This is a genomic window from Aureimonas ureilytica (genome assembly GCF_001475935.1).
GTDB lineage: Bacteria > Pseudomonadota > Alphaproteobacteria > Rhizobiales > Rhizobiaceae > Aureimonas > Aureimonas ureilytica_A.
This window is the reverse complement of sequence record NZ_LDQA01000061.1, coordinates 28,631-54,753: the sequence shown is the minus strand read 5'-3', so window position 1 is coordinate 54,753 and position 26,123 is coordinate 28,631. Positions and strand designations below refer to the sequence as shown.

The following is a 26,123-nucleotide window of genomic DNA, read 5'->3' as shown; positions in this document are numbered from 1 at the left end:
TGGGAGGCGGGTGCGTTGTGATCGAGCAAGGAGGGGCGTCCAGATCAAGGCAGGGAGGGCGCTCGCGGGCCGAAGCACTGTTCGGCCCGCGAGCGGCGATTTGACGGCGAGCGGTGCCGCGCGGCGCGACAGCCGATCGCGGGCCGGCCGGGCGGCTGTCGCGCGCCTTAGCGGCTCGCGCCCGGCTGCTGTCCCGCACCCGGCGACAGGAGCATGCGCACGCGACCCGTGGCGGCGCCCGGCGCGCCGCCACAGTCGCGGCTCTGAAGGCGGGCGACTCCCGTATCCATCTTGATGTTCAGAATGCAGCCCGTGGCGACGTTCTTGCCTTGGCTGAGCACCACATTGCCCCGCAGGACCGCGACCTGGGTCGCCATGTCGAAATCGGCCCGGTCGGCCGTGGCGACCTGATCGGCGGATTTGATCGTGACCTTGCCGAGCGCTTCCAGCTTGGAAATATCGTCCGAGCCGCCCGGCATGTTGGAGCGCGCGGCGGCCGGCTCGGCTTTGGCTGCCTTGCCGTTCGCCCCGTCCTGCTTGCGCACGTAATGAACCACCAGCTTCTCGGCGGTCATCGAGGTCGCGCCCTGCTGGACGCTGACATCGCCCGAAAAGGTCGCGACCGACTTGCCGTCATCGACGTCGAGCTGGTTGGATTCGATCGCGACCGGCTGGTCGCCCTGGACCTGAAGCCCACCGAACGAATTGCCGAAGCCTTGCGACTGGCTCTGGGCCAGCGCCGCGCCTGAGAGTGCGAGCGAGCCGGCCAAAGCCAGAAGCATGGCGCGGGAGCGATGGGTCGGGATCATGGTTTGGGCTCGCTGGATGGGGGCGTCGCCCCGTTGTTGGCGGTGGGCAGGAGGGTCAGTTTCACGCGGTCCCGAAACGAAACCTCGTGGCCGCGCTGGACGATCACGACGCTGCCCGCTTCGAGGGTCTGATTCGGGGTCGCGATGTTCACGGGTCCCTTGCCGGTCAGTTGCCCATCCTGAAGCGAAACGTCGGCGCTCGCCAGCTTGATGCGGATGCCGCTCGTCGTTTCCACGGTGATGTCGTCGTAAAGCCGGAGCATCTGCGTGCGCGTGTCGTAATGGCCCTTGGCGGCTTGAAGCTGGGCCTTGGTATTGTCGTCCACCGTCAGGTCGGCGCGCACGCCTTCCAGATCGACGCCCGAGCCGCCCAAGGTCTGAATGGCCCGGTTGGCCAGCATGGAATAGGGACGGTCGCGCCCATCGACGCCCGACATGCGCGGGTCGGACATGACGAGGCGTCCGTCCTGGATCGAGGTGGACGCAAAGGCCAGATCGCCGGGCACGACACGCGCCAGCCACGTCACGCCGAGGCCCGCCAGGACGATCACGGTCGCGACCGTGGGAAGACCGATCTTGAGCCAGCGCACCCAGCGCGAATGGCGGCGCGCGCGCCGGAACTCACGCTCGCGCCGCTCGTCCCCCTTCGGGTTCGTGGAACTGGCGAGCGCGGCATGGCGCGGATCCTGCGCGAACTGTGTCGAATCGATGCGAGCCTGCAATGGAATTCGATTCCTCGCCTGTCGCGGAAGAGCCTCCGAACCCGGATCGGTCGGATGCCTTCTGCGGTCAATCAACGTATCGTGTCGTATCTATAAGTGATATGGGGTTTTTGCGTGGTTAAGCGAAGGCCGGGCTGTGTCGATGCGCCCGGGACGATCGCGCCTCCGCTTCCCCGAATGGGCCGCCCGCTTGGCAGCGCCCGCGCCGCGTTCTATCGCTTGCCCGATATGGCGGGCCTCGATCCGCCCGGCAAGGAGCACTGGCGGATCATGAATGCGGACAGCCTGATCGATCGGCGGCGCCTGCGTCGCAAGCTGGGTTTCTGGCGGATTCTGGCCGTGCTGGCGGTGATCCTGGCCGTGCTCGCGCTGACAATTGCCGGCGGCTGGCGGCCGGGCGCGACCGTCGCCACCGCTGCGCCCGAGATCGCCCGCGTGGAGGTCGCCGGCCTCATCACCGAGGATCGCGACAGGTTGGAACTTCTCGAAAAGTTGAAGACCGATCCGAACGTTCGGGCCGTCATCATCCGCGTGAATTCGCCCGGCGGCACCACGGTGGGCGGCGAAACGCTCTATCACGCCATCCGGGATCTCGCCGCCGTCAAGCCGGTGGCGGCCGAGGTCGGCACGCTGGCCGCCTCCGCCGGCTATATGGTGGCCATGGCGACGGACCGGGTCGTCGCGCATCATTCCTCCATCGTCGGCTCGATCGGCGTGATCTTCCAATATGTGGATGCCTCCGTCCTGCTCGGGCGGATCGGCGTCGAGGTGAACGCGGTGAAATCCTCGCCGTTGAAAGCCGAGCCTTCGCCCTTCGCGCCGGCCGCCCCCGGCGCGCGCGAGATGATCGCAAGGCTCGTCAACAATTCCTATGACTGGTTCGTCGGGCTCGTCGCGGAGCGCCGCGCCCTGCCCGAAGAGGAAGCGCGGCGGCTGGCGGACGGCTCCGTCTTCACAGGCGAGCAGGGGCTTCAGAACAAGCTGGTGGATGCGCTTGGCGGCGAGCGCGAAATCCGTCGCTGGTTCGAGAGCGAGCGCGGCGTGCCGGCCGGGTTGAAGATCGAGGATCGCGAGCCCGAAAAGGACGGCTGGGGCCTGTTCGGCGCGGCGCGCTCGGCCTTCTGGGGGCTTCTCGGCTTCGATGCCGCCCCGGCCGATCTCATCGGCGCGCTCGGCAAGGCGAGCGGACACCTTGACGGCATGGTGTCGCTTTGGCAACCTTCGACGCCTTGACGCCGGGCCGCGAGTGATGCCGCTTTGCAATTGGAAAACAAGGGCTTGAAGGGCGGCCTCCGTGTCTTTATCCAAGACTCACGCCCGACCCGACGCCCGAGGATATCGCGTTGATCAAATCCGAACTCGTCCAGATCATCGCCAGCCGCAACCCGCATCTCTATCAGCGGGACGTCGAGACCATCGTGAACGCGATCTTCGACGAGATCACGCAGGCGCTCTGCGAAGGCAACCGCGTGGAACTGCGCGGCTTCGGCGCGTTCTCGGTCAAGAATCGCCCGCCGCGCGCCGGCCGCAACCCACGCACCGGCGAGTCGGTGGATGTCGAGGAGAAGTGGGTGCCCTTCTTCAAGACCGGCAAGGAACTGCGCGAGCGGCTGAACGTCGACTGATCGAGCCGGGCGCAACGCGCTTGGCTCGTTCCCACGACCTATGCTGCCATGATGGCCAACATGTTGGATCGGCGACAGGCGTCGGCGTGGAGCGTTTTCACGCTTCCGGCGTGGATGCCGGCCTCGGATCGTGGCGGAAGATTCAAGACCTGTCGCGAGGCGGATTGACCTCTTCCCTCGTATGCCTCATTCCGATGGGACAGCTTGCCGGTTCGGTGCGGCGCACCATTCTCTCTGGGCGTATTCCAAGGTTCGAAGTGGCCATTCGATGATCCTGAAGATAATTTCTTTCCTCATCCTCGCGCCGCTGGCGGTCCTGCTCGTGGTGTTCTGCGTCGCCAATCGCGAGGCGATCGACGTGTCGTTCGACCCGATCGGCACCATGCCGCAATTCGCCTTCCAGGCGCCGCTCTTCGTTCTGCTCCTGTGCTCGCTGATCGTCGGCCTCCTGCTCGGCGGTTTCGGCACCTGGATGTCCCAGGGCCATCACCGCACCAAGGCGGCCAACCGCCGCCGCGAGATCGAGAATCTGCGTCACGAGCTGGAGCTTTCGAACGAGCGGATGCGCCGCTTGCGCGAAGAGCGCGACCGGGAGCTGGCCGCCGCGCAAGGCCCCGCTCTCGCCGCCCCGACGCAGGGGCACGGCGCGCGCGCACTGGCCGGCCCCTCCGTCGCGGCCTGAGACTTTCTCATTCTTCCACGAAAAAGAGGCGGAGCGATCCGCCTCTTTTTTTGCCCGATTGAGGGGGCGCTCAGGCTCCGGCCGGTTCGGAGACTTCCGCCGCCGTGTCGCCGGCGACGCGCGCGGCGAAACAATCGAAGAACTGATGGGCGAATTTCTTGGCGGTGGAATCCACCAGCCGCCCGCCGAGCTGAGCGATCTTGCCGCCGACCTTGGCGTCGACCTCGTAGTGCAGGACCGTGTCCTCGCCGTCCTCCTCCAGCGACACATCGGCCCCGCCCGAGGCGAAGCCCGCGATGCCGCCCTTGCCTTCGCCCACAATGGAATAGCTGCGCGGCGCGTCGATATTCTCGAGCCGCACGACGCCGTTGAAGGTCGCCTTCACCGGCCCGACCTTGGCCACCACGGTGGCCGACATCTCGTTCTCGCCGGTCATTTCCAGGCTCTGGCAGCCGGGAATGCAGCTTTTGAGGGTCTCGGGGTCGTTCAGCAAGGCCCAGACCTTCTCGCGCGGCGCGGCCAGTCGGTATTCACCCTTCAGATCCATCCTCGTCCTCCCATGGGCCGCGCCTTGTCGGATGCGAAGGCTGCGGCAATTCAGAAAGAATACGCCGGTCTCGGTGCTTGCCAAGCGGCGAGACGCGTTTCACCGTTCGGGACGTTTGCTCCAAAACGCCTCCATGCGCTATGAGCCGCCGATGACGAAGAACAGGACATCCCGGCCCGGCGCGCCCAAGCGGCCCGGCCGGCCCGCGAGCCCCGACAGTGGCCCCGGCCATCGCGAGCCGCGCCGGCCCGGCCGCCGCGACGGAGCCGAGGCCGAGCGCGCCGAGCATCGCGCCCCCTCCAGGCGGCCCGAGCCGGCCGAGCGCGTGCGCGCCGCGCCCGAGGAAGCCGAGCGCCCCCGCCTTTCCACCGACGAACTCGGCCGCGAAGGGCGACGCGATCGCCCGGCCGTGGAATGGCCCGAGGGCGCACGCCCGGCCTTTCGCGCGCCTGTTATCCTCACGGTCGAGCCCGGCGCGGACTACGCGCTTCTGGATTCGGGCGACGGCGAAAAGCTGGAGCGTTACGGGCCGCTCACCATCCGCCGGCCGGAGAATCAGGCGATCTGGCCCCGCCGCACCGACGCGGCCGATTGGGACGGGGCCGACGCGATCTTCACCGGCGACACGGACGAGGAGGGCACCGGCCGCTGGCGTTTCCCGCGCGAGGCGCTGGGCGAGACCTGGCCCATGCGCCAGGATGGGCTCGCCTATCTCGGTCGCTTCACCTCCTTCCGGCATGTCGGTGTCTTCCCCGAACAGGCCGTCCACTGGCGCTTCATGACCGACCTGATCGAAGGGGCGGGGCGGCCGGTGCGCGTCCTGAACCTCTTCGGCTACACGGGCCTTGCCTCGCTTCTGGCGGCGCGCGCGGGGGGCGAGGTCACGCATGTCGATGCCTCGAAACGCGCCATCGGCTGGGCGCGCGAGAATGCCGAGATCGCCGGCGTCGCCGACAAGCCGATCCGCTGGATCTGCGAGGATGCCGTGCGCTACGCCGAGCGCGAGGTGAAGCGCGGCGCGACCTATGACATCATCCTTCTCGACCCGCCGAAATTCGGCCGGGGACCGAAGGGCGAGGTCTGGCAGATTTTCGAGGATCTGCCCTATCTCCTGATGCTGATGCGCAAGCTCCTGTCGGCTCACCCACTGGCGCTGGTGCTGACGGCCTATTCCATTCGTTCGTCCTTCTATTCGCTCTCGGCCCTTATGGGCGAGCAATGCCGGGGCCTTGGCGGCGCGATCGAATCGGGCGAACTCGTGATTCGCGAGGCGGGCGAGGATGCCCGTCTTCTTTCCACCTCGCTTTTTTCCAGATGGGTATCCGCTTGAGCCGTGACCGCGACGCCAACTCTTCCGCCCCGCCCGCGCGCCGGCCCGACACGGTCGCGCCCGGCCGGGTGAAGGAGGTTACGAGCGTTTCCAACCCGATCGTGAAGGACATCCGCAATCTCGCGCTGAAGAAGCATCGCGAGGAAACGGGTCTCTTTCTGGCCGAGGGGCTGAAGCTCGTTCTCGACGCGCTGGACGCGGGCTGGCGCATCGAGACGCTGGTGGCCGCCAAGACGCAGCTTCACTCCGAGCTTCTGCAAAAGGCCGCCGCGCGCACCGTTTCGCTCGGGGCCGACGTTCTGGAAGCGAGCGACAAGGTTCTGGCAGCCATCGCCCGGCGCGACAATCCGCAAAGCGCCATCGGCATCTTCCGCCAGCGCCTCCACCGCACGGACGAACTCGACGCGGGCAAGGACGGGCTGCTGGTGGCGCTCGACCGGGTGCGCGATCCCGGCAATCTCGGCACGATCCTGCGCACGGCGGATGCGGCCGGGGCCAAGGGCGTGATCCTGGTGGGCGAAAGTGTCGATCCCTTCTCGCTGGAAGCCGTGCGCGCCACGATGGGCTCGATCTTCGCCGTGCCGATCGTGCGCCTCAGCGAGGCCGAGTTCCTGCGCTGGCGCGGCACGTTCAAGGGGCTGGTGGTCGGCACCCATATGAAGGGCGCGGTGGATTATCGCGAGCCGCCCTATGGCAAGCGCCCGACCCTGCTTCTGATGGGCAACGAACAGAGCGGCCTGTCGGAGACGATGGCCGGGGCCTGCGAGACGCTGGTGCGCATTCCCCAGGTCGGCCGGGCCGACAGTCTCAATCTCGCGGTCGCCACGGGCCTCATGATCTTCGAGGCGCGGCGCGGGAGCCTCAAGCTGTGACGCGGCTTCTGAGTAGCGCGGCGCTGGTCGTGTCCTTCGCCGCGATCGACCAGATCGTGAAGCTCCTCGTCGTGCGCACCATGGGGCTGGGAGAGGCCATCGAGATCCTGCCCTTTCTGGCGCTGCTCCACGCGCGCAACGAGGGCATCGCCTTCTCGATGCTGGACGGGTTCCACGATCTCGGGCTCGCCGTCATCTCGGCCCTGGTGCTCGGCTTCGTGGTCTGGCTCTGGTGGAATACGCCGGCTTCGCGCCGGCTCACCCATTGGGGCTTCGCGTTGATTGCGGGCGGCGCGGTCGGCAATCTGATCGACCGGGTGAGCCTTGGCTATGTCGTGGACTATATCTATTTCCACACGCCGGTCTGGAGCTTCGCGGTCTTCAATCTGGCCGACAGTTTCATCACGATCGGCGCGGCGCTGATCCTGATCGACGAGTTTCTGGTCGGCCGCCGACCCAAGACGTCGGGCGAGATGCCGGCTCAGGACAAGGGCTGACGCGCATTCGGGAGGGAAAGCGCATGGGGAATGACAGGTTTCGGGCGATCCGTCTGACCCAAGGCGAGGGCGGGCAAACCCTGGTCGAGAACGTGACTCTCTCGACCCCCGACCTGATGGATGGCGATGTCGATGTCGCCGTCGAGGCCACCACCATCAACTATAAGGACGCGCTGGCGCTCACGGGGCGCTCGCCTGTGGTGCGCCGCTGGCCCATGGTGCCGGGCATCGATCTCGCCGGCACGGTTCGCGCCTCCCGCTCGCCGCTCTGGCGCGAGGGCGATCGGGTCCTGCTCAACGGCTATGGTCTGGGCGAGACGCATTGGGGCGCCTATGCGGGCCTCGCCCGCGTCAAGGCCGAATGGCTGGTGCCGCTGCCCGATCGCTTCTCTCCCGGCGAGGCGATGGCCATCGGAACAGCCGGCTATACGGCGGCACTCTGCGTGCTCGCGTTGGAGCGCTTCGGCCTCTCGCCCGAGCGCGGGCCGGCGGTGGTCACGGGCGCGGCCGGTGGTGTCGGCTCGATCGCGGTGGCGCTTCTGGCGAAGCGTGGCTGGCATGTCGTGGCGGTGACGGGCCGGCCGAGTGAGGCGGATTGGCTGCGCGGGCTGGGTGCGGCCGAGATTCTGGAGCGGGCCGAGTTGTCCGCGCCGGGCAAGCCGCTCGGCAAGGAGCGCTGGGCGGCAGGCGTCGATAGCGTCGGCTCCCACACGCTCGCCAATGTCCTGTCTCAGACGATGCGGGATGGAGCGGTGGCGGCCTGCGGTCTGGCGAGCGGCATGGATTTGCCGGCTAGCGTCGCACCCTTCATCCTGCGCGGCGTCGCGCTCTTGGGTGTCGATTCCGTCTATGCGCCGCAGGCGGAGCGCCGCCGCGCCTGGGCGCGTCTGGCCGAAGACCTCGATCCGGCCGCGCTGTCGAGCCTTACCAGCCCCATCGGCTTTGCCGACATCGTGCCAACCGCGCAGCGTCTGCTGGCAGGCCACGTGCGCGGGCGCGTCGTGGTGTCGGATGTGGCGACAGCCACTGTCATATGACCGTTTGCTTTGGTTTATGGTTTACGTCATGAAAGGGTCGCGAGGACGGCTTATGTCAATTCTTGGCAGAAGCAAGGCCCGGAGGTCGATCATATGGGTGCTTTCAAACGTATCGACATGACGCAGGCCCAGCCTATCAGGCTCAAGCAGCCGATCGGCGTTCGCATCAAGCTCGGGCGACCCGCGCCCTTCGATCCGCTGGCGCCGGTTCTCGGCCGCCTGTGCGAGCTGGAGGTGCGGCTGGCGCGCTCGCGCGCCGAGCTGCGCGAAGCGCAGCAGCTCCGCTATCACGTCTTCTACGAAGAGATGAACGCCAAGCCCTCCGCCTTCCAGCGGATGACGCGGCGCGATCGCGATGTCTTCGACAAGTTCTGCGACCATCTGCTCGTGATCGACACGACGCGCCCGGCGGGCTCGCGGATCGTCGGCACCTATCGCCTTCTCCAGCAGGACAAGGCGGCTCTGGCCGGCGGTTTCTACACAGCCGGCGAATTTGAGATCGACGGGCTGATTAGCCGGCATCCAGGCGCGCGCTTTCTCGAACTCGGCCGTTCCTGCGTTCTCAAGAGCTATCGCGGCAAGCGCACGGTGGAACTGCTCTGGCAGGGCATCTGGGCCTATGTGAAGCAGCACCGGATCGACGTTCTCTTCGGCTGCGCTTCCTTGAGCGGTACCGATCTCACCGCACTCGAAGCGCCGCTCGCCTTTCTGCGCGAGAACGCGCCTCCGCCGGAAGACTGGCGTGTGTCGGCCGTGCCGGGACGCCGGGCGCGTGTTGCCGGCTCCGTTTCCTGCCTCGACCCCAAGCGCGCGCTGGCCAGCCTGCCGCCGCTCCTGAAGGGTTATCTGCGCATCGGCGGCTATGTCGGGCTCGACGCGGTGGTGGATCACCAGTTCGGCACGACGGACGTGCTCGTGATCATGCCCGTCAAAAACATCAAGGCGCGCTACGTCCAGCATTTCGACACCGAGGGAACGCGCTCCGCCGCCTGACATCTTGGACGCGGACTTCAAAGCGCGTGCCTTAAAGTACGCCGTCGCCAATCTCTCGAGCCGGTCTGTAACACGCCTGTCACCGGGCTCCGGTAGCTCCTTTTCCAGAGAGCGCGGCTTCTGCCGCGTTGATCCTCGGGGAAGGACATTGCCGATGCGCCGCTGCCTCCTGGCTTGCCTGATATCCATGGCCGCGATCGGCGGGGCGCGGGCCGAATATGTCATCTCGGCCTATGGCGGCTATAATTCCTCGTTCGACAGTACGGTGGATGTCGCGCGCGGGCCGTCCACCCGGTCGCTCGATGTCGAATGGGATGGGCGCACCTTCGAAAGCGGCGCGCCCTATTATGGCGTTCGCGGCACGGCCTGGCTGAACGATCTCGGCCAGCCGCATTGGGGCGTCGCTCTGGATTATGCCCATGCCAAGGTCGCGGCCGATCCGCTGCCGGCGGGGGTGAAGGTTCTGGAATTCACCGACGGGCTTAATCTTCTGACGGTGAACGCGCTCTATCGCGCCGATCCGCTCATGGGCCGCGTCACGCCCTATGCGGGCCTCGGGGCCGGCATCGCCATTCCGCATGTCGAGTATCAGGAAGTGGGCGGCCCGCGTACCTTCGAATATCAGGTGACCGGGCCGGCGGTTCAGGCGCTGGCCGGCGCGGACGTCGCGCTCACGGATTTCTTGTCCGTCTTCGGCGAAGTCAAGCTGGCTTACAGCCACCACGACGCCGACCTGACAGGCGGCGGCTCGCTGAAAACCGACATCGTGACCAACCAGTTCGTCCTCGGCGCGAGCTTCCGTTTCGGCGCGCAGTAGACGCTGCGTAGGGCAGGCCGACCCGGCAGCATGTGAAACGGTATGGCTGGGGGAGGTGCGCTGCCTCAAAAAGGAGCGGGCGCGTCCTGAACGGCCGCTGTGACAGGAACGCAAGCCACCCGTTCGCTGCGCGCGGTGGGGGCGAACGCGATGACATTTGGCCGTCAAGATGCGAAGGGCGCGGCACCGGGCGCGCCGCGCCGCGGCAAGGCTTCGAGAAGCCGGCCCTGAAGAGGCCGACCCCTGCGAAGCCCGAAGCGTTCAGTCGATCCGCACGATGGAGCGGGTCGCCATATCGACCAGCACCGGGCGGCCATCATAGTAGAAATAGCCGAAATCCTTCGTGCCCTCGATGGCGGCGAGCTGCACCTGCGCGGGCACCGAAGCGCCCAGCGTCGGCGCAAGGCGCAGCGTCACGTCGGGCACGGGATGATCGACGGCATATTGATGGGCGTTCACCGGCATCTTGTCTTGCGCAAGGGCGGTCAGCGGAGCGGCGGCAAGGCCAAGGGCCACCAGCATTCCCGCAAGGCGGGCTCCGTTCCGTGTCATGGTCATTCCCGTTTCCAAAACTGTTCGCGTAGCGCATCGTCCGCGCTACCTTGCGGTGCATCATAGGCCTCACCGCCCCAGATGCCAACGCGCCAAGAGGGTAGGCCGATCGCTTGAATGAAAATAAGGGTTCGGCGCTGAACGGGCGCTGAATGGCCTAGGTTCCTGTCGGAGGGCTGATCTCATGCCGGAAAGGAGCGGAGGCTGGGTGCCGGCGCGCAGTTCCATGGCATGGCTGGCGCTTCTTTCGTCATTGTCCCCCTTGCGGTGCGGTATAGGCTTTGGAGAGGGGCGCGTCTCGTACAGCCGCCGTTGCTTAGGCCCTCATATGAGGTCGGCGTCCGCGCGCGGCTTGTGGATACCGGGTGCAAGCGCCGCCATGGTGGCTGCGTGACTTTCCTACCCCTCATGAAAACCGATACGATCAGCGGATGCTGGACATGATCCGACCTGCCCCCGCCGTCCCTGCTGCCGCCTCGAAGGCGGAGGGTGAACCTATGCCCGAGATGCGCGGGGCGGAAGCGAAAGGCGATGGCGGCGCGCCGACGCCGATGATGGCGCAGTTTCTGGAGATCAAGTCGCGCCATGCCGACTGCCTCCTGTTCTACCGCATGGGCGATTTCTACGAACTCTTCTTCGACGACGCGGTGGAGGCGTCCAAGGCGCTCGGCATCACGCTGACCCGGCGCGGCAAGCACGAGGGCGCCGACATTCCGATGGCCGGCGTGCCGGTCGTCTCCTCGGACGATTATCTGGAGAAGCTGATCGCGCAAGGCTACCGCGTCGCCGTCTGCGAGCAGGTGGAAGACCCGGCCGAGGCCAAGAAGCGCGGCGCGAAATCGGTCGTCAAGCGCGAGGTCGTGCGCCTCGTGACGCCCGGCACGATCACCGAGGAAACGCTGCTGGAGCCCGGCCGGCCGAACTTCCTCGCAGCGCTCGCGCGTCTCGGTGGGGAGGGCGGGTCCTTCGCGCTCGGCTGGACCGACCTGTCCACCGGGCAGTTTCGCATCGCGCCCTCGGCCGCTGATCGCATCTTTGCCGATGTGGTGGCGCTGGAGCCGGCCGAACTCGTCGTGCCCGACGCCCTGCGCGAGGACGAAGCCTTGCAGCCGCTGCTGCGCCGCCTCGGCCGGCGCGTGCGTTTCGAGCCGGCCAGCCTCTTCGATGCGGCGACCGCCGCCGAGCGCCTGCAAAGCTTCTTCGAGGTTTCGACGCTGGACGGGTTCGGCGCGTTCGGCCGGGCCGAACTCTCGGCGGGCGCGGCGCTTCTCTCCTATCTGGAACGCACGCAGCTGAAAGCCCGCCCGCCTTTGGAGCGGCCGGAGCGGGTCGAAGCCGGCTCCTTCATGGTGATCGACCCCGCGACGCGCGCCAGCCTCGAACTCTCGCGCACCGTCTCGGGTAAGCGGCAGGGCTCGCTTCTCGCCACGATCGACCGCTGCGTGACGGGCGCTGGCTCCCGGCTGCTGGCGAGCCGCCTCGCCTGGCCGCTGACCGACCCGCAGGCGATCGCGCGCCGGCAGGACAGCGTCGCCGCGCTTCTGGACGACCCGGAGCTTCGCGGCGAGCTGCGTGCCGCGCTGAAGGGAATGCCCGACACCGAGCGCGCGCTGTCGCGCCTCGCGCTCGACCGGGGCGGGCCGCGTGATCTCGGCGCGGTGTCCGAAGGTCTGGAGCGCGCGAGCCTGATCGGCGAGCTTCTCCAAGAAGGCGATTTCAGCTGGGAGCTGATGGAGGCCTGCCGCGCCATATCCGCGCTGCCGCAGGATCTGCGCTTCGCCTTGCGCGCCACCTTGCGCGACGAACTGCCCCTGCAAAGGCGGGACGGCGGCTTCGTGCGCGAAGGGGCCGATGCGGCGCTGGACGAGGCGCTGGCGCTGCGCGACCATTCGCGGCAGGTCGTCGCCGATCTCCAGGGGCGCTATTGCTCGGAAACGGGCGTGCGCTCCCTGAAAATCCGGCACAACAATGTGCTCGGCTATTTCGTGGAAGTGCCCGAAGCCCATGGCGCTGCGCTCCTGGAGCAGGGCAGCGGCTTTTCCCATCGCCAGACGCTCGCCTCCGCCATGCGCTTTACCACGGTGGAGCTGTGCGATCTGGAAACGCGCATCGCCCAGAGCGCGGCCGAGGCGCTGCGCATCGAACTCACCCTGTTCGATCGGATGCGCGGGGAGGTTCTGGCCGCGACGGATGCGCTTCGCGCGGCCTCCGCTGCGCTGGCGCTGATCGATGTGACGGCGGCGCTCGCCGAACTCGCGCTGTCGGGAAACTGGGTGCGCCCGCTGGTGGATTCCAGCCTCGCCTTCCGGGTCGAATGCGGGCGTCATCCCGTGGTGGAAGCGGCGCTGAAGGCGTCGGGCGGCGGTCAATTCGTGGCGAACGATTGCGATCTCTCGCCGCCGGCCGGCACGGGAGCCAAGCGCGAGGCCGGGGCGATCTGGCTGATCACCGGGCCGAACATGGGCGGCAAGTCCACCTTCCTGCGCCAGAACGCGCTGATCGCCGTGCTCGCCCAGATCGGCTCCTTCGTGCCGGCGACAAAGGCGCATATCGGCGTGGTGGACCGCCTGTTCAGCCGCGTCGGCGCGTCCGACGATCTGGCGGAGGGGCGCTCGACCTTCATGGTCGAGATGGTGGAAACCGCCGCGATCCTCAATCAGGCGAGCGAAAGGACGCTCGTGGTGCTGGACGAGATCGGGCGCGGCACCGCGACCTATGACGGGCTGTCCATCGCCTTTGCCGCCGTGGAGCATCTGCATGAGGTGAACCGCTGCCGCGCGCTCTTCGCGACGCATTTCCACGAAATGACGGCGCTCGCCGCGCGGCTCAAACGCCTCGCCAATGTCACCGTGCGCGTCAAGGAATGGGAAGGCGAGGTCATCTTCCTGCATGAGGTGACGGCCGGCGTCGCCGACCGCTCCTATGGCATTCAGGTGGCGCGGCTCGCCGGCCTGCCCCCGGCCGTCCTGGAGCGCGCGCGGCAGGTTCTGACCCAGTTGGAAAAGAGCGAGCAGGGCGAGAAGCGCACGGCCTTTATCGACGATCTCCCGCTCTTCGCCGCGCTGAACCGCAAGCCGGCCGAGCCCGAAGTGCCCTCGGCCTTGAAGGCGCTCAGCGAGGTGGACCCGGACGCGATGAGCCCGCGCGAGGCGCTGGAGGCGCTGTATCGGCTGAAGGCGCTGCTGCCGCGCTCGCCCAAGGCTTAGAACTGGAGACAGAACCCTTCGGGTCGATCGACCGGGTCTTGTTCCCGCCGGGCATCGTTGCCGGTGCTCGTCCATGCGCTGCATGGCCTGCGCCCGGCGCCTCGCCGACAGAAACAATCCCTCGCTCGCCCTCCGCCGAATGGTTCTGTCCCCGGTTCTTAGCGGCGGCGCTTCCCTCACAGACATGTAGCCGGCTCACCGAAGCGAGGGCTCGGTCGGCAGCCATGCGGGAACGCATGGGCTTTCGCCTCGCTTCCCCTTTCATGAGCCGGCCTTGGCCGGCATGTGAGAAGGGACCAGCCTCCATGTCGAATTTCCCCGCCCAGCATCAAGATCGGGAACCCGGCCGCGAGCACGAGATGAATCCGCGCCCGGACTACGAGCCGCGCTTTCCTGGATCGGGCCGGTTGAAGGGCAGGAGCGCCATCATCACGGGCGGCGATTCCGGCATCGGCCGCGCCACCGCCGTTCTCTTCGCGCGCGAGGGCGCCGATGTCGCGATCGTCTATCTCGAAGAGGACCAGGACGCCGAGGAAACCAAGGCGCTGATCGAGCGCGAAGGGCAAAAGGCCCTGCTGATCCGGGGCGATGTCCGCTCCAAGAGCTTCTGCAAACAGGCCGTGGACAAGGCTGCGGCCGAGTTCGGCAAGCTCGACATTCTCGTCAACAATGCCGCCCATCAGGAAGAAGCCGAAGACGTCCGCGATATCTCCGAAGAGCAACTCGCCAAGACCTTCGAGACCAATATCTACGGCTATTTCTACATGACACAGGCCGCGCTCGACCATCTGAAGTCTGGTTCGGCGATCGTGAACGTGACCTCGGTCAACTCCTACAAGGGCAACGACACACTGATCGACTATTCCTCGACCAAGGGCGCGATTACGGCCTTCACGCGCTCCATGGCCTCCAATCTCGTGGAAAAGGGCATCCGCGTGAACGGCGTCGCGCCCGGTCCGATCTGGACACCCTTCATCCCGATGTCGATGGACGAGGAGAAGGTCGCGAGCTTCGGCTCCCAGGTGCCGATGAAGCGCGCCGGCCAGCCCAACGAGGTCGCCTCCGCGCTGCTCTTCCTAGCTTCGGAGGATGGCTCCTACTTCACCGGGCAGGTCATGCACCCGAACGGGGGCACCATCGTCGGCGCCTGAAGACGCCGGCGCCGGACGGGGTACCTTGGGCGGTTAAGCTTTTGACAGATCGGGAAATGCACTATAGCGGCAACCACCCGATCAGAAGGCAGTGCCATGACCGCCCAAACGACCCTGTCCCGCCGCGAACGGTCCGGCGGCCAGCCGGCGCAAGCCCGGCAGGTCGTCGCGTCGCAAGCCGATCTTCGGCTGGGCGAGATCGTGGACGGCAAGGCGCTACGCGATGCCATGGCCGCGCTGATTCCGGCCGGGGGCGATGCTTCCGGTTCGCAAACGCGCAACGGGCTGCTGGCGCTGCTCAAGCGCGTCAACAGCGAAGGGCGAAAGGCCGCCGAGCGTCTTCTCTTCGAGGATGGCGGCGGACTTCTTTGCGCGGCCCGTATCTCGCATCTTCAGGACGAGCTGATCCGCGCGGTCCATGATTTCGCGCTGCATCACGTGTTCGGCTCGCCCAATCTCTCCAGCGGCGAGCGCATGGCGATCTGCGCCGTCGGCGGCTATGGGCGTGGGACGCTGGCGCCGGGCTCCGACATCGATCTTCTGTTTCTCCTGCCCTACAAGCAGACGGCCCTGGGCGAGCAGGTTGCCGAATATCTCCTCTATCTCCTATGGGATCTCGGGCTGAAGGTCGGCCACGCCACGCGCTCGGTCGAGGAATGCGTGCGCCTGTCGGCCGAGGATTTCACCATCCGCACCGCGCTTCTGGAGCGCCGGCTGATCTGCGGCGAGGAGGCTCTCTTCACCGATCTCGGCCGCCGGTTCGACGCGGAGGTAACGGCCGGCACCGGCCGCGCCTTCATCGCCGCCAAGCTCGCCGAGCGCGACGTGCGCCACCGCAAGACGGGCGACACGCGCTATCTGGTCGAGCCCAATGTGAAGGAGGGCAAGGGCGGGCTTCGCGACCTTCACACGCTCTTCTGGATCGCCAAGGATCATTACCGCGTCAATACGCGCGAGGAACTGGTGGCGGCCGGTATCTTCTCGCGGCGCGAGGCGCGCCTGTTCGAGAAGGCCGAGGATTTCCTCTGGGCCGTGCGCTGCCACATGCATTTCCTGACGGGCAAGCCGGAAGAGCGCCTCTCCTTCGACCTCCAGCGCGAGATCGCCTCGCGGCTCGGCTACAACACCCATCCTGGGCTGACGGATGTCGAGCGCTTCATGAAGCACTACTTCCTGATCGCCAAGGATGTAGGCGATCTCACCGGCATTTTCTGCGCCGCGCTGGAAGAGGAAAATGCCAAGGACGCGCCGGGCTTTCGCGGCTTCGTGCGCTCCTTCCGCCGCCGCACCCGGCAGATTCCTGGCACGCTCGCCTTTCTGATCGACAACAACCGCATCACGGTCGCCAATCGGAACGTCTTCACGGACGACCCGGTCAATCTCCTGCGCCTGTTCAAGCTCGCCGCCGCGCACGATCTTGAATATCACCCCGACGCGCTGAAGCTCGTGCGCCGCTCGCTGCGCTTGGTGGACGGGGCGCTGCGCGCCAACCCGGAAGCCAACAGCCTGTTCTTGGACGTGCTGACGGATCGCAACAATCCCGAACTGCACCTGCGGCGGATGAACGAGGCGGGCGTGCTCGGCCGCTTCATACCCGAGTTCGGCAAGATCGTGTCGATGATGCAGTTCAACATGTATCATTCCTACACGGTGGACGAGCACTTGCTGCGCACCGTCGCCGGCATGTCGCGCCTCGAACACGGCGAACTCGCCAGCGAACTGCCCATGACGAGCGGCTTCGTGGAGACGATCCGCGACCGCGTACCCCTTTATGTCGCGCTGCTTCTGCATGACATCGCCAAGGGTCGGCCGGAGGATCACTCGGTGGCCGGCGCGGCCATTGCCGAGGAGCTTTGCCCGCGCCTCGGGCTGGACGAGCGCGAGACCGAACTCGTCGCCTGGCTGGTGCAGGAGCATCTCGTTCTCTCGATGACCGCCCAGCAGCGCGACCTGACCGACCGCAAGACGATCCGCGACTTCGCCGAGCGGGTGCAGACGCTGGACCGGCTGAAGCTGCTGACGATCCTGACCGTCTGCGACATTCGCGCGGTCGGCCCCGGCGTGTGGAACAACTGGAAGGGCCAGCTCATCCGCACGCTCTATGCGGAAACCGAGCTGCTTCTGACCGGCGGCTATTCCGAATCCTCGCGCCGCCAGCGCGCCGATTTTGCCCGGCGCGAATTGGCCGAGCGGCTGAAGGACTGGCCGGAGGAGCGCCGCGCGGCGCGCGTCGAGCAGCATTACGACAATTACATGCTGACCGTGCCGCTGGACGATCAGGTGCGCCATGCCGAGTTCATCGATGCCGCCGACGAAAAGGGCCAGAGTCTCGCCACCGTCGCGCGCACCGACAAGTTCCGGGGCGTGACCGAGATCACGGTTCTGGCGCCCGACCATCCGCGCCTTCTCTCGCTGATCGCGGGCTCGTGCGCGGCGGCCGGCGCCAACATCGCCGACGCGCAGATCTTCACCATGACCGACGGGCGCGCGCTCGACATCGTCACCATCACGCGCGACTTCGCCGAGGATGCCGACGAGCTGCGCCGCGCCGATCGCATCGCCAAGACGGTGGAGGCGCTGCTGGGCGGGCGCGAGGCGATCCCCGCGCTTCTGGCGCGCCGCCGCCCGACGCGCTCCACCCAGTCCTTCGCGGTCGCGCCGCGCGTCGAGGTGCGCAACGATCTGTCGAACCGCCTGACGGTGGTGGAGGTCGAGGGGCTGGACCGGCCGGGGCTTCTGGCCGATCTGACCGGCGCGATTTCCGATCTCTCGCTCGACATCCGCTCCGCCCACATCACCACATTCGGCGAAAAGGTGGTGGACGTCTTCTACGTCACCGACCTTCTGGGCCTCAAGATCATCGGCGAGGGCCGGGCCGAGCGCATCCGCCGCCGGCTTCTCGCCGTGTTCGACAGCCCGGAGGGCGAACTCTCCTCCGCCACCGCCAAACCCTCTCCGGTCGCCTTCGGAATCGTCTCTTGAGCCTATTGAAGAAGTTCGCCACGGTTGGTGGCGCGACGCTGATTTCCCGCGTCTTCGGTTTCACCCGCGAAATGATGATGGCCTCGGCGCTCGGCGTCGGGCCGGTCGCGGACGCGTTCAACCTCGCCTTCCGCTTTCCCAACCTGTTCCGCCGCCTCTTCGCGGAAGGGGCGTTCAACGCCGCCTTCATTCCGCTTTTCGCGCGCTCGCTGGAAGAAGAGGGCGAGGAGGGGGCCAAGCGCTTTGCCACCGAGATCTTCTCGACGCTCTTCACCGTGCTTCTGGTCGTCACCGTCGCGGCCATGGTCTTCATGCCGGCGCTGGTGAAGACGATCATCGCGCCGGGTCTTGCCGCCTGCATCGACGATCCGCAGACGCTCGGCCAGCAGATTTCCTGCGAGGACCGCTACGCGATCACCATCGCCTTCTCGCGCATCATGTTTCCCTATCTCGCCTGCATGTCGCTGATGGCGATGGTGTCGGGGATTCTGAACGCCTTCCGCCGCTTCTTCGCCGCCGCTGCCGCGCCCACCATCCTAAACTTCGCGCTGATCGGCGTTCTCGCCTGGTGCTGGTGGAACGGGTCGGACCAGCAGACGATCGGCTTCCTGATGAGCTGGGGCGTCCTGTTTGCCGGCGTCGCGCAGCTCCTGATGGTCACGGTCGCCATGCGCATGGCCGGCTTTTCCGTGGCGCTCAAGCGCCCGCGCTGGACGCCCGCGCTCAAGCGCCTCCTGATCCTGGCCGGTCCAGCCGCCCTGATCGGCGGCATCACGCAGATCAACCTCTTCGTGGGACAGGCCATCGCCTCCTACAAACCGGGCGCTGTGTCGATCCTGCAATATGCCGACCGGCCCTATCAGCTGCCGCTCGGCATGGTGGGCGTCGCCATCGGGGTCGTGCTCCTGCCCGAACTCGCGCGCGCCTTGAAGGCTGGCCGCGCCGAGGAAGCCCAGCACACGCAGAACCGCTCGCTGGAATTCGCGCTGTTTCTCACCGTCCCGGCTGCGATCGCGCTCTATGTCATGCCGGAACCGATCATCCGTCTGATCTACGAGCGCGGGGCCTTTCTGCCGGAGACGACGCATCAGGTCGCCGCCGTGCTCGGCCTCTATGCGCTCGGCCTGCCGGCCTTCGTGCTGATCAAGGTCTTCTCGCCCGGCTATTTCGCGCGCGAGAACACGCGGGTTCCAATGATCGTGACGGGCATTTCGGCCGCCGCCAACACCGTCCTCTCCTTCGTGCTCTTCTGGTTCTATGCCGAGCAGGGCATCGCGCTCGCCACCACGCTGGCCGGCTGGCTCAACGCGTGGCTCCTGTTCGAAGGCCTGCGTCGTCAGGGCCTTTGGCATGTGGACATGGCGCTGGTGAAGCGATCAGTGCTGGTGATCCTGTCGGCCGGCGCGATGGGCGGCGTGGTCTGGTTCCTGTTGGAGCGCCTCGCGCCCTATCTCGCAACCGGTGTCGGCGCGCTGACGCAAGGACTCGCGATCCTCGCCATCGTGGCTGTCGCCATGGCGGTTTATTTCGGCCTCGCGCTGGCCACCGGCGCGGCCGACCGCGCCATGGTGCGCAATCTCCTGAAGGGCCGGCGCTCGAAGCGGGTCTGAGCACCGGCGCCTTTCGTCAGTCGCGAAGGTCGGCGGGAACCTGCCCGCCATTCTCGGCAAGCTTCGTCATGACCGCCTTGTGCAGCCATGTGTTCATGGTCGCGGAGTCATTCGTGTCGCCGGTATAGTGAAGCTCCTGAGCCAGTTCCTTGCGGGCCGACAGGCTCGAGTCGAGATCCAGCAGCTTCAGGAGATCGACAATCGACCGCCGCCAGTCGAGCGGCTGGCCGGCCGCCTTGGCTTTCGTTTCCAAAATGGCGGCGACGTCCACCGGCTGGCTGGGGGCGCTGGTGGAAGGCGTGCCGGCCGGCGCAGCGGGCGAGGCAGGAGCAGGCGTCTGCGGCTGAGGCGCGGCGGGCGCGGAAGCCGGCGCACCGCCAGCGGAGGCAGGAGCGGGAGTCGGGGCTGGCGATGGGGCGGGCGTGGGCGCCGTAGTTGGCTGCTGCGCCGGTTCGGCCGCCTCGGCGCTGCCGAAAATCTTGTCCCGGATGCGGTCGAAAAAACCCATATCGTCTCTCCTTGGCAATGAGGGCTCTAAAACGGCCCTTGATCCTTCGTAAGGGGAGACGACGATCCGCTGCGCTTGGTTCCGCCGGACGTGGGGGCCGGCTTCCCGCTTAGCCCGCTTGCGGCGCGGGCTTCGCTTCGCCATAAGCGCGCCAACCGGCGTTCGTCTCCGGGCCGCCGCTTTCGGAGTTTCCCCATGGCCGATTTCAAGCCCCTCGTCTTTTCCGGCATCCAGCCGACCGGCAATCTCCATCTCGGGAACTATCTCGGCGCCATCCAGAAGTTCGTCGCCTTGCAGGACACGCAGGACTGCATCTTCTGCGTCGTGGACCTTCATGCCCTCACCGCGCAGCTCGTGCAGGAGGATCTCGCCCAGCAGACGCGCGAGATCGCCGCCGCCTATCTCGCGGCCGGCATCGACCCCAAGCGCCACATCGTCTTCAATCAGGCCGCCGTGCCCGGCCATTCGGAACTTGCCTGGATCTTCAATTGCGTCGCGCGCATCGGCTGGATGACGCGCATGACCCAGTTCAAGGACAAGGCCGGCAAGGACCGCGAGAACGCTTCGCTGGGTCTTCTCGCCTATCCCAGCCTCATGGCCGCCGACATCCTTCTCTATCGCGCGACGCACGTGCCCGTCGGCGACGACCAGAAGCAGCATCTCGAACTGACGCGTGACATCGCGACCAAGTTCAACCACGATTTCTCCGCCCGCATCGAGGCCAAGGGGCTCGGCGTGCCCATGGCCATGGGCGATGAAACCGTCAACGGCTATTTCCCGCTGGCCGAGCCCCTGATCGAAGGGCCGGCGACGCGCGTCATGAGCCTCAAGGACGGCTCCAAGAAAATGTCGAAGTCGGACCCCTCCGACCTCTCGCGCATCAACCTCACCGACGACGACGAGACCATCGCCAAGAAAATCCGCAAGGCCAAGACCGACCCGGACGCGCTGCCCTCCGAACCCGCCGGCCTCGCCGGGCGGCCCGAGGCCGACAATCTCGTCGGCATCTATGCTGCGCTGTCCGGTCGCTCGAAGGCCGACATCCTCACCGAATTCGGCGGTCGTCCCTTCTCAGAATTCAAGCCGGCTCTCGCCGATCTCGCCGTCGACAAGCTCGCGCCCATCGCCGGCGACATGCGCCGCGTCCTCTCCGACCCCGCCGAAATCGACCGCACCCTTAAGGACGGCGCCGAACGCGCCCGCGCCCTCGCGGACCGGACGCTCGCCGACGTCAAGTCCATCCTCGGCCTCTTGGGCTGAGCTGGTAGGACGACGCGGGGGCGCTGCCCCCGCACCCCCGTCAGGGGAAATGATTTCCCCTGAACCCCTCATTCGTTTGGCATGTGTCCGAGATTGGGGAGGGCCGCCGGCCCTCCCCAATCTCGGAAAAGTCCCAAAAGAAGGGAAGGGTCCAGGAAGTCTTTCCCGGACGGGGTTCGGGGCGGTAGCCCCGCCATCAACCCACCCGCTTGCCGGAGCCCAAGCAGGCTGGCATGGTCCGGCCATGGTATCCAAGCGACTCGGGCGCGACGCCGGTGGGCGGCGCAAATTTCTGGCGGTGGTCGATGAGACGCCCGAATGCGGGCGGGCGGCGGCCTATGCGGCTCGGCGCGCCAAGGCGAGCGGCGGCGCGGTCGTGTTTCTCTATGTGATCGACGCGGCGGACTTCACGCAATGGCTCGGCGTCGGCGACATCATGCGCGCCGAGGCCGAGGAGGAGGCGCAGACGCGCCTGTCGCGCTTGGCCGAAGACATCCGCACGGCGGTCGGCATCGAGGCCGAGACGATCCTGCGCGAGGGCAAGACGGCGGACGAAATCCGCACGCTGATCGAGGCGGACCGCGAAATCGCGATCCTGGTTCTGGCGGCGAGCGATGCCTCGGACGGACCGGGGCCGCTGGTCTCGGCGGTGGCGGGCTCCGGCTCGGCCTTCCCGATTCCGGTGACGATCGTGCCGGCGACCCTGAGCGACGAGGAAATCGAAAGTCTTTGCTGAGGAGCCGAGCCGAAGCGCGACCGCTCCGGCTCGTCGGACGCTCACTTACTCGCTTTGTTCCTCGATGCGCCGGGCGCGTTCGGCGAAGGTGCGGTGCGTCTGCGGCTTGACGAAGAGAGTCGTGATCTCGGGATGCGCGGCGCGGATGGCCGCTTCGATGCGGTGAACGCTCGCCTCGATCTCGGGCGCGGTCATGGCGTCCTCGAACTCGGCGCTGAGGGCCGCGACGATCTGCGTCGGGCCGAGATGCACGGTGACGACGCCATTGGCGCTCTGTACGCCGGGGTCGCTCTCCGCGATCGCCAGGATCGCGGCCTGCGTGGCGGGCGCGGCGGCCTCGCCGATCAGGAGGCCCTTGCTTTCGCGCGCTAGGAAAATGGCCGTGGCCGCGAGAACGAGGCCGATGCCGATCGAGGCCGCGCCGTCGAGTTCCGGCATATCCAGCGCCTGCGCCAGAAAGATGCCGACGAAGGCGATGGCGAGGCCGATCAAGGCCGCGCTGTCCTCGAACAGGACGGTGAAGGTCGTCGGGTCCTTGGAGCGCTTCACCGCCTCGATATAGCCGAGCCGACCCTTGGTGACGCGAAACTCCTTGAGCGCCACGACCCAGGAAAAGCCTTCGAACAGGAAGGACAGGCCGAGCACAACATAGGTGATGGTCGGGTCCTCGATCGGCTCGGGGGCCAGCATGTGCGAGATGCCCTCGTAGATCGAGACGCCGGCCCCCAGCGCGAAAACCAGAAGCGCGACGATGAAGGTCCAGAAATAGAGCTCTCGCCCATGGCCGAGCGGGTGGGTGCGATCCGCCGGGCGGGCCGCGCGGCGCGTGCCGTAAAGAAGCAGGACCTCGTTGCCGGTATCCACCAGCGAATGCACGCCCTCGCTGACCATCGCCGAGGAGCCGGAATAGGCCGCCGCCACGAATTTGGTGATGGCGATCAGAAGATTTCCGGCGAGCGCGGCATAGATGACCTTTTGCGAGCCGCCGGACTGCGCCCCCGAATGTGATGCCATGACCTGTCCCCTCGATACTGTCGGCAGGGCGGAAATGGCGAGAGGGCCGCATCGTTGCGTCCGGTCGGTCTCTCTTCTGCGGAACTGTGGACGGAGCGGACACGGCTCTTGTGCTTGCGGGCGCGAGCGCGGGGGCTTATCTCGGGGTCAAGCCTTGTCCCCAAGGACAAAGCGTCAATCCTCTTGGCGGACGCAGCCCATGTTCATCCAGACCGAATCCACCCCCAATCCGCAGACCCTCAAGTTCCTGCCCGGCCGGGTGGTTCTGGAAAACGGCACGGCCGAGTTTCTGGAAGCCGCGGAAGCGGCCGCCCGCTCGCGCCTCGCGGGCAAGCTCATGGCCATCCAGGGCGTCACCGGCGTCTTCTTCGGCTACGACTTTATCACCGTGTCCAAGGACGCGACGGACTGGGCGCATCTGAAGCCCGCGATCCTCGCCTCCATCATGGAGCATTTCCTGTCGGGCGAGCCGGTCATGGCGCCGAGCGCCAGCGGCATGGCGGCGTCGGACTCCGGCGAGGAATTCTTCGACGAGTCGGACGAGGGCATCGTCTCCACGATCAAGGAACTGCTCGACACCCGCGTTCGCCCGGCGGTGGCGCAGGATGGCGGCGACATCACCTTCCGCGGCTTCCGCGACGGCGTCGTCTTCCTCAACATGCGCGGCTCCTGCGCCGGCTGCCCGTCGTCCACCGCAACGCTGAAGCACGGCATCGAAAACCTCCTGCGCCATTTCGTGCCCGAGGTCGAAGCCGTCGAGGCGATGGAAGCGGCCTGATCGGAGCCGCTTTCGTGCCCGACAACAAGGACCTGCTGCTGGCGATCGACACGGCGAACGAGCGCTGCTCGGCGGCGCTCCTGCGCCTGTCCGACCGCAGCCTAGCGGCCCTGCGCGAGGACGAGATCGGGCGCGGCCATGCCGAGCGGCTGATGGACCTGCTGCAATCCGTGCTGGCTGACGCGGGCGCGGACTGGAGCGAGGTGGCCAAGCTCGCGGTCTGCATCGGGCCGGGCTCCTTCACGGGCATTCGTGTGGGCGTCGCCGCCGCGCGAGGCCTGCAGATTTCGCTGGGCGTGCCCTCGGTCGGCATCTCCACACTGGAAGCCTTGGCCGAGCCGGAATGGGGCGAAGGCCCGGTTCTGACCGTCCATGACGCCAAGCGCGGCGAGGTCTATGCCGCGCTCTTCGCGCAAGGCGGCGAGACGTTGCGCGAGCCGGAAGCGCTTGCGCCGGACGCCTTGCCCGCCTTTGTCGCATCAGCGGGCGCGGGATTGCGCGTCGTCGGCACGGGCGTGGCAATCGCGGCGGGCGTATTGGGCGAGGGCGCGGCGCTGTTTTTGGCCGAGCGACGCTTCGTCTCGATCGCGGCTTTGGCGCGGCTGGGTGCGGCGCGCGCGCCGGACGGGCCGCCGCTGCCGCTTTACTTGCGCGGGGCTGACGCGAAGGCGCAGGTGCCGCTCGGACTGCGGGCCGCGCCCCTGTGATCAACATTTTCTAGAGCCCTCCCGCCAACATCGATCCGGCGGACTGGGCTCAGAGCGTTCACGGAAAGGCTCTAGCCCAAATGCCTGAGCCGGCGTCATAATGATGCGGAAAGGGGCAGCGCGCAGAATGGGCGCCTGAACCCTTCGCGGAGAGAAGCATGTACTGGTATCTCCCCCTTGCTTGGACCCTTTCGTTCTGGGACGGCCTCCTGGGTCCCTCGGGCTATGTCGCGGTGCCGCTCGGCCTCGACGATCTCGACGAAGCGGCCGAAATTCACTCCGAAGCCTTCACGCAGGCCTGGTCGGGAGACGAGTTCGCCTCGCTGCTCGGCCAGGGCGGCACGTTCGGCTTCATCGTGCGCGCCGAGAGCGGGCACAAGGCCGTGGGCGTCGTGCTCGCGCGCCTCACCGTGGACGAGGCGGAAATCCTGACCATCGCCGTCGACAAGAGCGTGCGCGGCAAGGGGATCGGGCGTCTCCTGATGGACAATGTCCTGCAATATCTCCATGCCGAGCGCGCGGCCTCGCTGTTTCTGGAAGTGGAGGAAACCAACGCGCCCGCGCTCGCGCTCTATCGCAAGCTGCGCTTCGAGGAAGTCGGTCGCCGCCCGGCTTATTATGCGGGCGCGGACGGCACGCGCAAAAGCGCCCTGATCCTGAAGCGGAACCTGCGTGACTGAAGCGAGCCTTCCCGCCGGCGTGGACGCTCCGCGTCGCCGCGACCCACTGGGCACGGCGCGGATGCTCGGCATCGGGCTGGCGCTGGCGCTGATGACTCTCGTGCTGATGCCGCTTCAGCTGCTTGCGATCCGCTTGCGCTGGCCGCTCGCGCGCCGTCTGCCCTTTGTTTGGCACAGTGTCGCCGCGCGGCTCATCGGGCTTCGGCTGCATCTGAAGGGCCGGCCCGTCACGGAGCGGCCGCTGCTTCTCGTCGCCAATCATCAGTCCTGGGCCGATATCGTGGCGCTCGGCGCGGTCATGCCGCTGTCCTTCATCGCCAAGAGCGAGGTCGCCGGCTGGCCGATCTTCGGCCTGCTCGCCAAGCTCCAGCGCACCACCTTCGTGGAGCGCGAGGCGCGCGGGCGCACGGGGCAGCAGGCCGACGCGATCGGCGAGCGGCTGAACGCGGGCGACGCCATGGTGCTCTTTGCCGAAGGCACGACCTCGGACGGGAACCGCGTCCTGCCCTTCAAGACGGCGTTGTTCGGCGCGGCGCAGGCGTCGCTTCGCCGCTCGCAGGCCGAGGCGGTCTGGGTCCAGCCCGTTTGCGTCGCCTATACCAAGGTCAACGGAATGCCGATGGGCCATTACGGCCGCCCGCTCGCCGCCTGGCCGGGCGATGTCGAACTGATGCCCCATCTCCTGGCCTTCCTGCGCGAAGGCGCGGTGGATGCCGAAATCCGCTTCGGCGAGCCCATTCGCTTCGATGCGGCAAGTGACCGCAAGGCCGTGGCGCGGCGCTGCGAAAGCGTCGTCGCCGCCCTGATGGCGCGCAGCCTGCGCGGGGATGACGACCGCGCAGGCTGACTTCGGCAGCGCTCGGTTGAGGCGTTGTTTCGCTCTACCCCAAAGTCTCGGGCCGTTTCGCGGGAATGCCCGCTTGCGCGTTCCCCCCAACCGCCTGATATAGATAGGCTAGGAGCAACGATGGCCGTGGCGTTTTTCGAAAAGGACGTGCGGCTTTCGCG

25 protein-coding genes are annotated in these 26,123 nt (G+C 67.1%); 19 read left to right on the top strand and 6 right to left on the bottom strand.

What is annotated here, in order from left to right:
- Window positions 1–167 precede the first annotated feature (167 nt).
- Complete coding sequence (locus tag NS365_RS19925) at window positions 168–809, bottom strand: LptA/OstA family protein (protein ID WP_058602049.1); 642 nt, start codon at window positions 807–809, stop codon at window positions 168–170.
- Window positions 806–1,531 (bottom strand): LPS export ABC transporter periplasmic protein LptC, encoded by a 726-nt coding sequence (gene lptC / locus NS365_RS19920; RefSeq protein ID WP_058602048.1) that lies wholly within the window; start codon window positions 1,529–1,531, stop codon window positions 806–808. Before lptC ends, NS365_RS19925 begins: the two co-directional genes overlap by 4 nt.
- A 177-nt stretch (window positions 1,532–1,708) precedes the next feature.
- Between lptC and sppA the strand changes: the two genes are divergently transcribed.
- The 3 genes from sppA to NS365_RS19905 all read left to right on the top strand — a co-directional run bounded on the left by sppA (window position 1,709) and on the right by NS365_RS19905 (window position 3,838).
- Window positions 1,709–2,764, top strand: coding sequence for a signal peptide peptidase SppA (sppA, locus tag NS365_RS19915; protein ID WP_082684736.1), 1,056 nt, complete (start codon window positions 1,709–1,711; stop codon window positions 2,762–2,764).
- Window positions 2,765–2,874: 110 nt separating this feature from the next.
- Window positions 2,875–3,156, top strand: coding sequence for an integration host factor subunit beta (locus NS365_RS19910; protein WP_058602047.1), 282 nt, complete (start codon window positions 2,875–2,877; stop codon window positions 3,154–3,156).
- A 268-nt stretch (window positions 3,157–3,424) separates the two neighbouring features.
- On the top strand, window positions 3,425–3,838 hold the full coding sequence (locus NS365_RS19905) for a LapA family protein (RefSeq protein ID WP_058602046.1): 414 nt from the start codon (window positions 3,425–3,427) through the stop codon (window positions 3,836–3,838).
- Window positions 3,839–3,908: 70 nt separating this feature from the next.
- On the opposite strand, the gene NS365_RS19900 is transcribed toward NS365_RS19905, so the two are convergent.
- Window positions 3,909–4,385 (bottom strand): CoxG family protein, encoded by a 477-nt coding sequence (locus tag NS365_RS19900; protein WP_058602045.1) that lies wholly within the window; start codon window positions 4,383–4,385, stop codon window positions 3,909–3,911.
- A 151-nt stretch (window positions 4,386–4,536) separates the two neighbouring features.
- Here NS365_RS19900 and NS365_RS19895 point away from each other — a divergent pair, with 151 nt between their 5' ends.
- The 6 genes from NS365_RS19895 (at window position 4,537) to NS365_RS19870 (ending at window position 9,931) form a co-directional block, all read left to right on the top strand.
- Window positions 4,537–5,715 (top strand): class I SAM-dependent methyltransferase, encoded by a 1,179-nt coding sequence (locus NS365_RS19895; protein WP_244498510.1) that lies wholly within the window; start codon window positions 4,537–4,539, stop codon window positions 5,713–5,715.
- The gene (locus NS365_RS19890; RefSeq protein WP_058602057.1) at window positions 5,712–6,587 is read left to right on the top strand and encodes a TrmH family RNA methyltransferase; all 876 of its coding nucleotides are present in this window, start codon (window positions 5,712–5,714) and stop codon (window positions 6,585–6,587) included. Before NS365_RS19895 ends, NS365_RS19890 begins: the two co-directional genes overlap by 4 nt.
- Window positions 6,584–7,084: a signal peptidase II gene (gene lspA, locus NS365_RS19885; RefSeq protein WP_058602043.1), complete on the top strand. Its 501-nt coding sequence runs from the start codon at window positions 6,584–6,586 to the stop codon at window positions 7,082–7,084. Before NS365_RS19890 ends, lspA begins: the two co-directional genes overlap by 4 nt.
- 23 nt (window positions 7,085–7,107) lie before the next feature.
- On the top strand, window positions 7,108–8,121 hold the full coding sequence (locus NS365_RS19880; RefSeq protein ID WP_058602042.1) for an MDR family oxidoreductase: 1,014 nt from the start codon (window positions 7,108–7,110) through the stop codon (window positions 8,119–8,121).
- Window positions 8,122–8,214: 93 nt separating this feature from the next.
- The gene (locus tag NS365_RS19875) at window positions 8,215–9,114 is read left to right on the top strand and encodes a GNAT family N-acetyltransferase (RefSeq protein ID WP_058602041.1); all 900 of its coding nucleotides are present in this window, start codon (window positions 8,215–8,217) and stop codon (window positions 9,112–9,114) included.
- Between the two features lie 154 nt (window positions 9,115–9,268).
- The gene (locus NS365_RS19870) at window positions 9,269–9,931 is read left to right on the top strand and encodes an outer membrane protein (protein WP_058602040.1); all 663 of its coding nucleotides are present in this window, start codon (window positions 9,269–9,271) and stop codon (window positions 9,929–9,931) included.
- Between the two features lie 261 nt (window positions 9,932–10,192).
- Here NS365_RS19870 and NS365_RS19865 read toward each other — a convergent pair whose 3' ends face one another.
- Entirely contained in the window at window positions 10,193–10,483 is a 291-nt protein-coding gene (locus tag NS365_RS19865) for a DUF1236 domain-containing protein (RefSeq protein WP_193752868.1), read from the bottom strand.
- 497 nt (window positions 10,484–10,980) lie between these two features.
- Here NS365_RS19865 and mutS point away from each other — a divergent pair, with 497 nt between their 5' ends.
- The 4 genes from mutS to murJ all read left to right on the top strand — a co-directional run bounded on the left by mutS (window position 10,981) and on the right by murJ (window position 19,432).
- Entirely contained in the window at window positions 10,981–13,689 is a 2,709-nt protein-coding gene (gene mutS, locus NS365_RS19860) for a DNA mismatch repair protein MutS (protein ID WP_082684735.1), read from the top strand.
- Window positions 13,690–13,994: 305 nt separating this feature from the next.
- Entirely contained in the window at window positions 13,995–14,840 is an 846-nt protein-coding gene (locus NS365_RS19855; RefSeq protein WP_058602038.1) for an SDR family oxidoreductase, read from the top strand.
- 96 nt (window positions 14,841–14,936) lie between these two features.
- On the top strand, window positions 14,937–17,822 hold the full coding sequence (locus NS365_RS19850) for a [protein-PII] uridylyltransferase (RefSeq protein WP_153003868.1): 2,886 nt from the start codon (window positions 14,937–14,939) through the stop codon (window positions 17,820–17,822).
- The gene (gene murJ / locus NS365_RS19845) at window positions 17,819–19,432 is read left to right on the top strand and encodes a murein biosynthesis integral membrane protein MurJ (RefSeq protein WP_058602037.1); all 1,614 of its coding nucleotides are present in this window, start codon (window positions 17,819–17,821) and stop codon (window positions 19,430–19,432) included. Before NS365_RS19850 ends, murJ begins: the two co-directional genes overlap by 4 nt.
- A 16-nt stretch (window positions 19,433–19,448) precedes the next feature.
- Here the strand turns inward: murJ and NS365_RS19840 are convergent, their stop codons facing one another.
- Entirely contained in the window at window positions 19,449–19,940 is a 492-nt protein-coding gene (locus tag NS365_RS19840) for a DUF3597 domain-containing protein (protein ID WP_058602036.1), read from the bottom strand.
- Window positions 19,941–20,135: 195 nt separating this feature from the next.
- On the opposite strand from NS365_RS19840, the gene trpS reads away from it, so the two are divergent.
- Together trpS and NS365_RS19830 are read left to right on the top strand one after the other, a co-directional pair.
- Window positions 20,136–21,200 carry a tryptophan--tRNA ligase gene (gene trpS / locus NS365_RS19835; RefSeq protein WP_058602035.1) on the top strand — a complete coding sequence of 355 codons (1,065 nt, stop codon included), beginning with the start codon at window positions 20,136–20,138 and terminating at the stop codon, window positions 21,198–21,200.
- Window positions 21,201–21,444: 244 nt separating this feature from the next.
- Window positions 21,445–21,936: a universal stress protein gene (locus NS365_RS19830; protein ID WP_058602034.1), complete on the top strand. Its 492-nt coding sequence runs from the start codon at window positions 21,445–21,447 to the stop codon at window positions 21,934–21,936.
- Between the two features lie 45 nt (window positions 21,937–21,981).
- Here NS365_RS19830 and NS365_RS19825 read toward each other — a convergent pair whose 3' ends face one another.
- The gene (locus NS365_RS19825) at window positions 21,982–22,950 is read right to left on the bottom strand and encodes a cation diffusion facilitator family transporter (RefSeq protein WP_058602033.1); all 969 of its coding nucleotides are present in this window, start codon (window positions 22,948–22,950) and stop codon (window positions 21,982–21,984) included.
- Window positions 22,951–23,149: 199 nt separating this feature from the next.
- On the opposite strand from NS365_RS19825, the gene NS365_RS19820 reads away from it, so the two are divergent.
- The 4 genes from NS365_RS19820 to NS365_RS19805 all read left to right on the top strand — a co-directional run bounded on the left by NS365_RS19820 (window position 23,150) and on the right by NS365_RS19805 (window position 25,962).
- Window positions 23,150–23,728, top strand: a complete 579-nt coding sequence (locus tag NS365_RS19820; RefSeq protein WP_058602032.1) for a NifU family protein — start codon at window positions 23,150–23,152, stop codon at window positions 23,726–23,728.
- Between the two features lie 14 nt (window positions 23,729–23,742).
- Complete coding sequence (gene tsaB / locus NS365_RS19815) at window positions 23,743–24,435, top strand: tRNA (adenosine(37)-N6)-threonylcarbamoyltransferase complex dimerization subunit type 1 TsaB (RefSeq protein ID WP_058602031.1); 693 nt, start codon at window positions 23,743–23,745, stop codon at window positions 24,433–24,435.
- Between the two features lie 158 nt (window positions 24,436–24,593).
- Window positions 24,594–25,115 carry a ribosomal protein S18-alanine N-acetyltransferase gene (gene rimI, locus NS365_RS19810; protein ID WP_058602030.1) on the top strand — a complete coding sequence of 174 codons (522 nt, stop codon included), beginning with the start codon at window positions 24,594–24,596 and terminating at the stop codon, window positions 25,113–25,115.
- Window positions 25,116–25,176: 61 nt separating this feature from the next.
- A complete protein-coding gene (locus NS365_RS19805; protein ID WP_058602054.1) occupies window positions 25,177–25,962 on the top strand; it encodes a lysophospholipid acyltransferase family protein in 786 nt (261 codons plus the stop codon).
- Window positions 25,963–26,123: the final 161 nt, after the last annotated feature.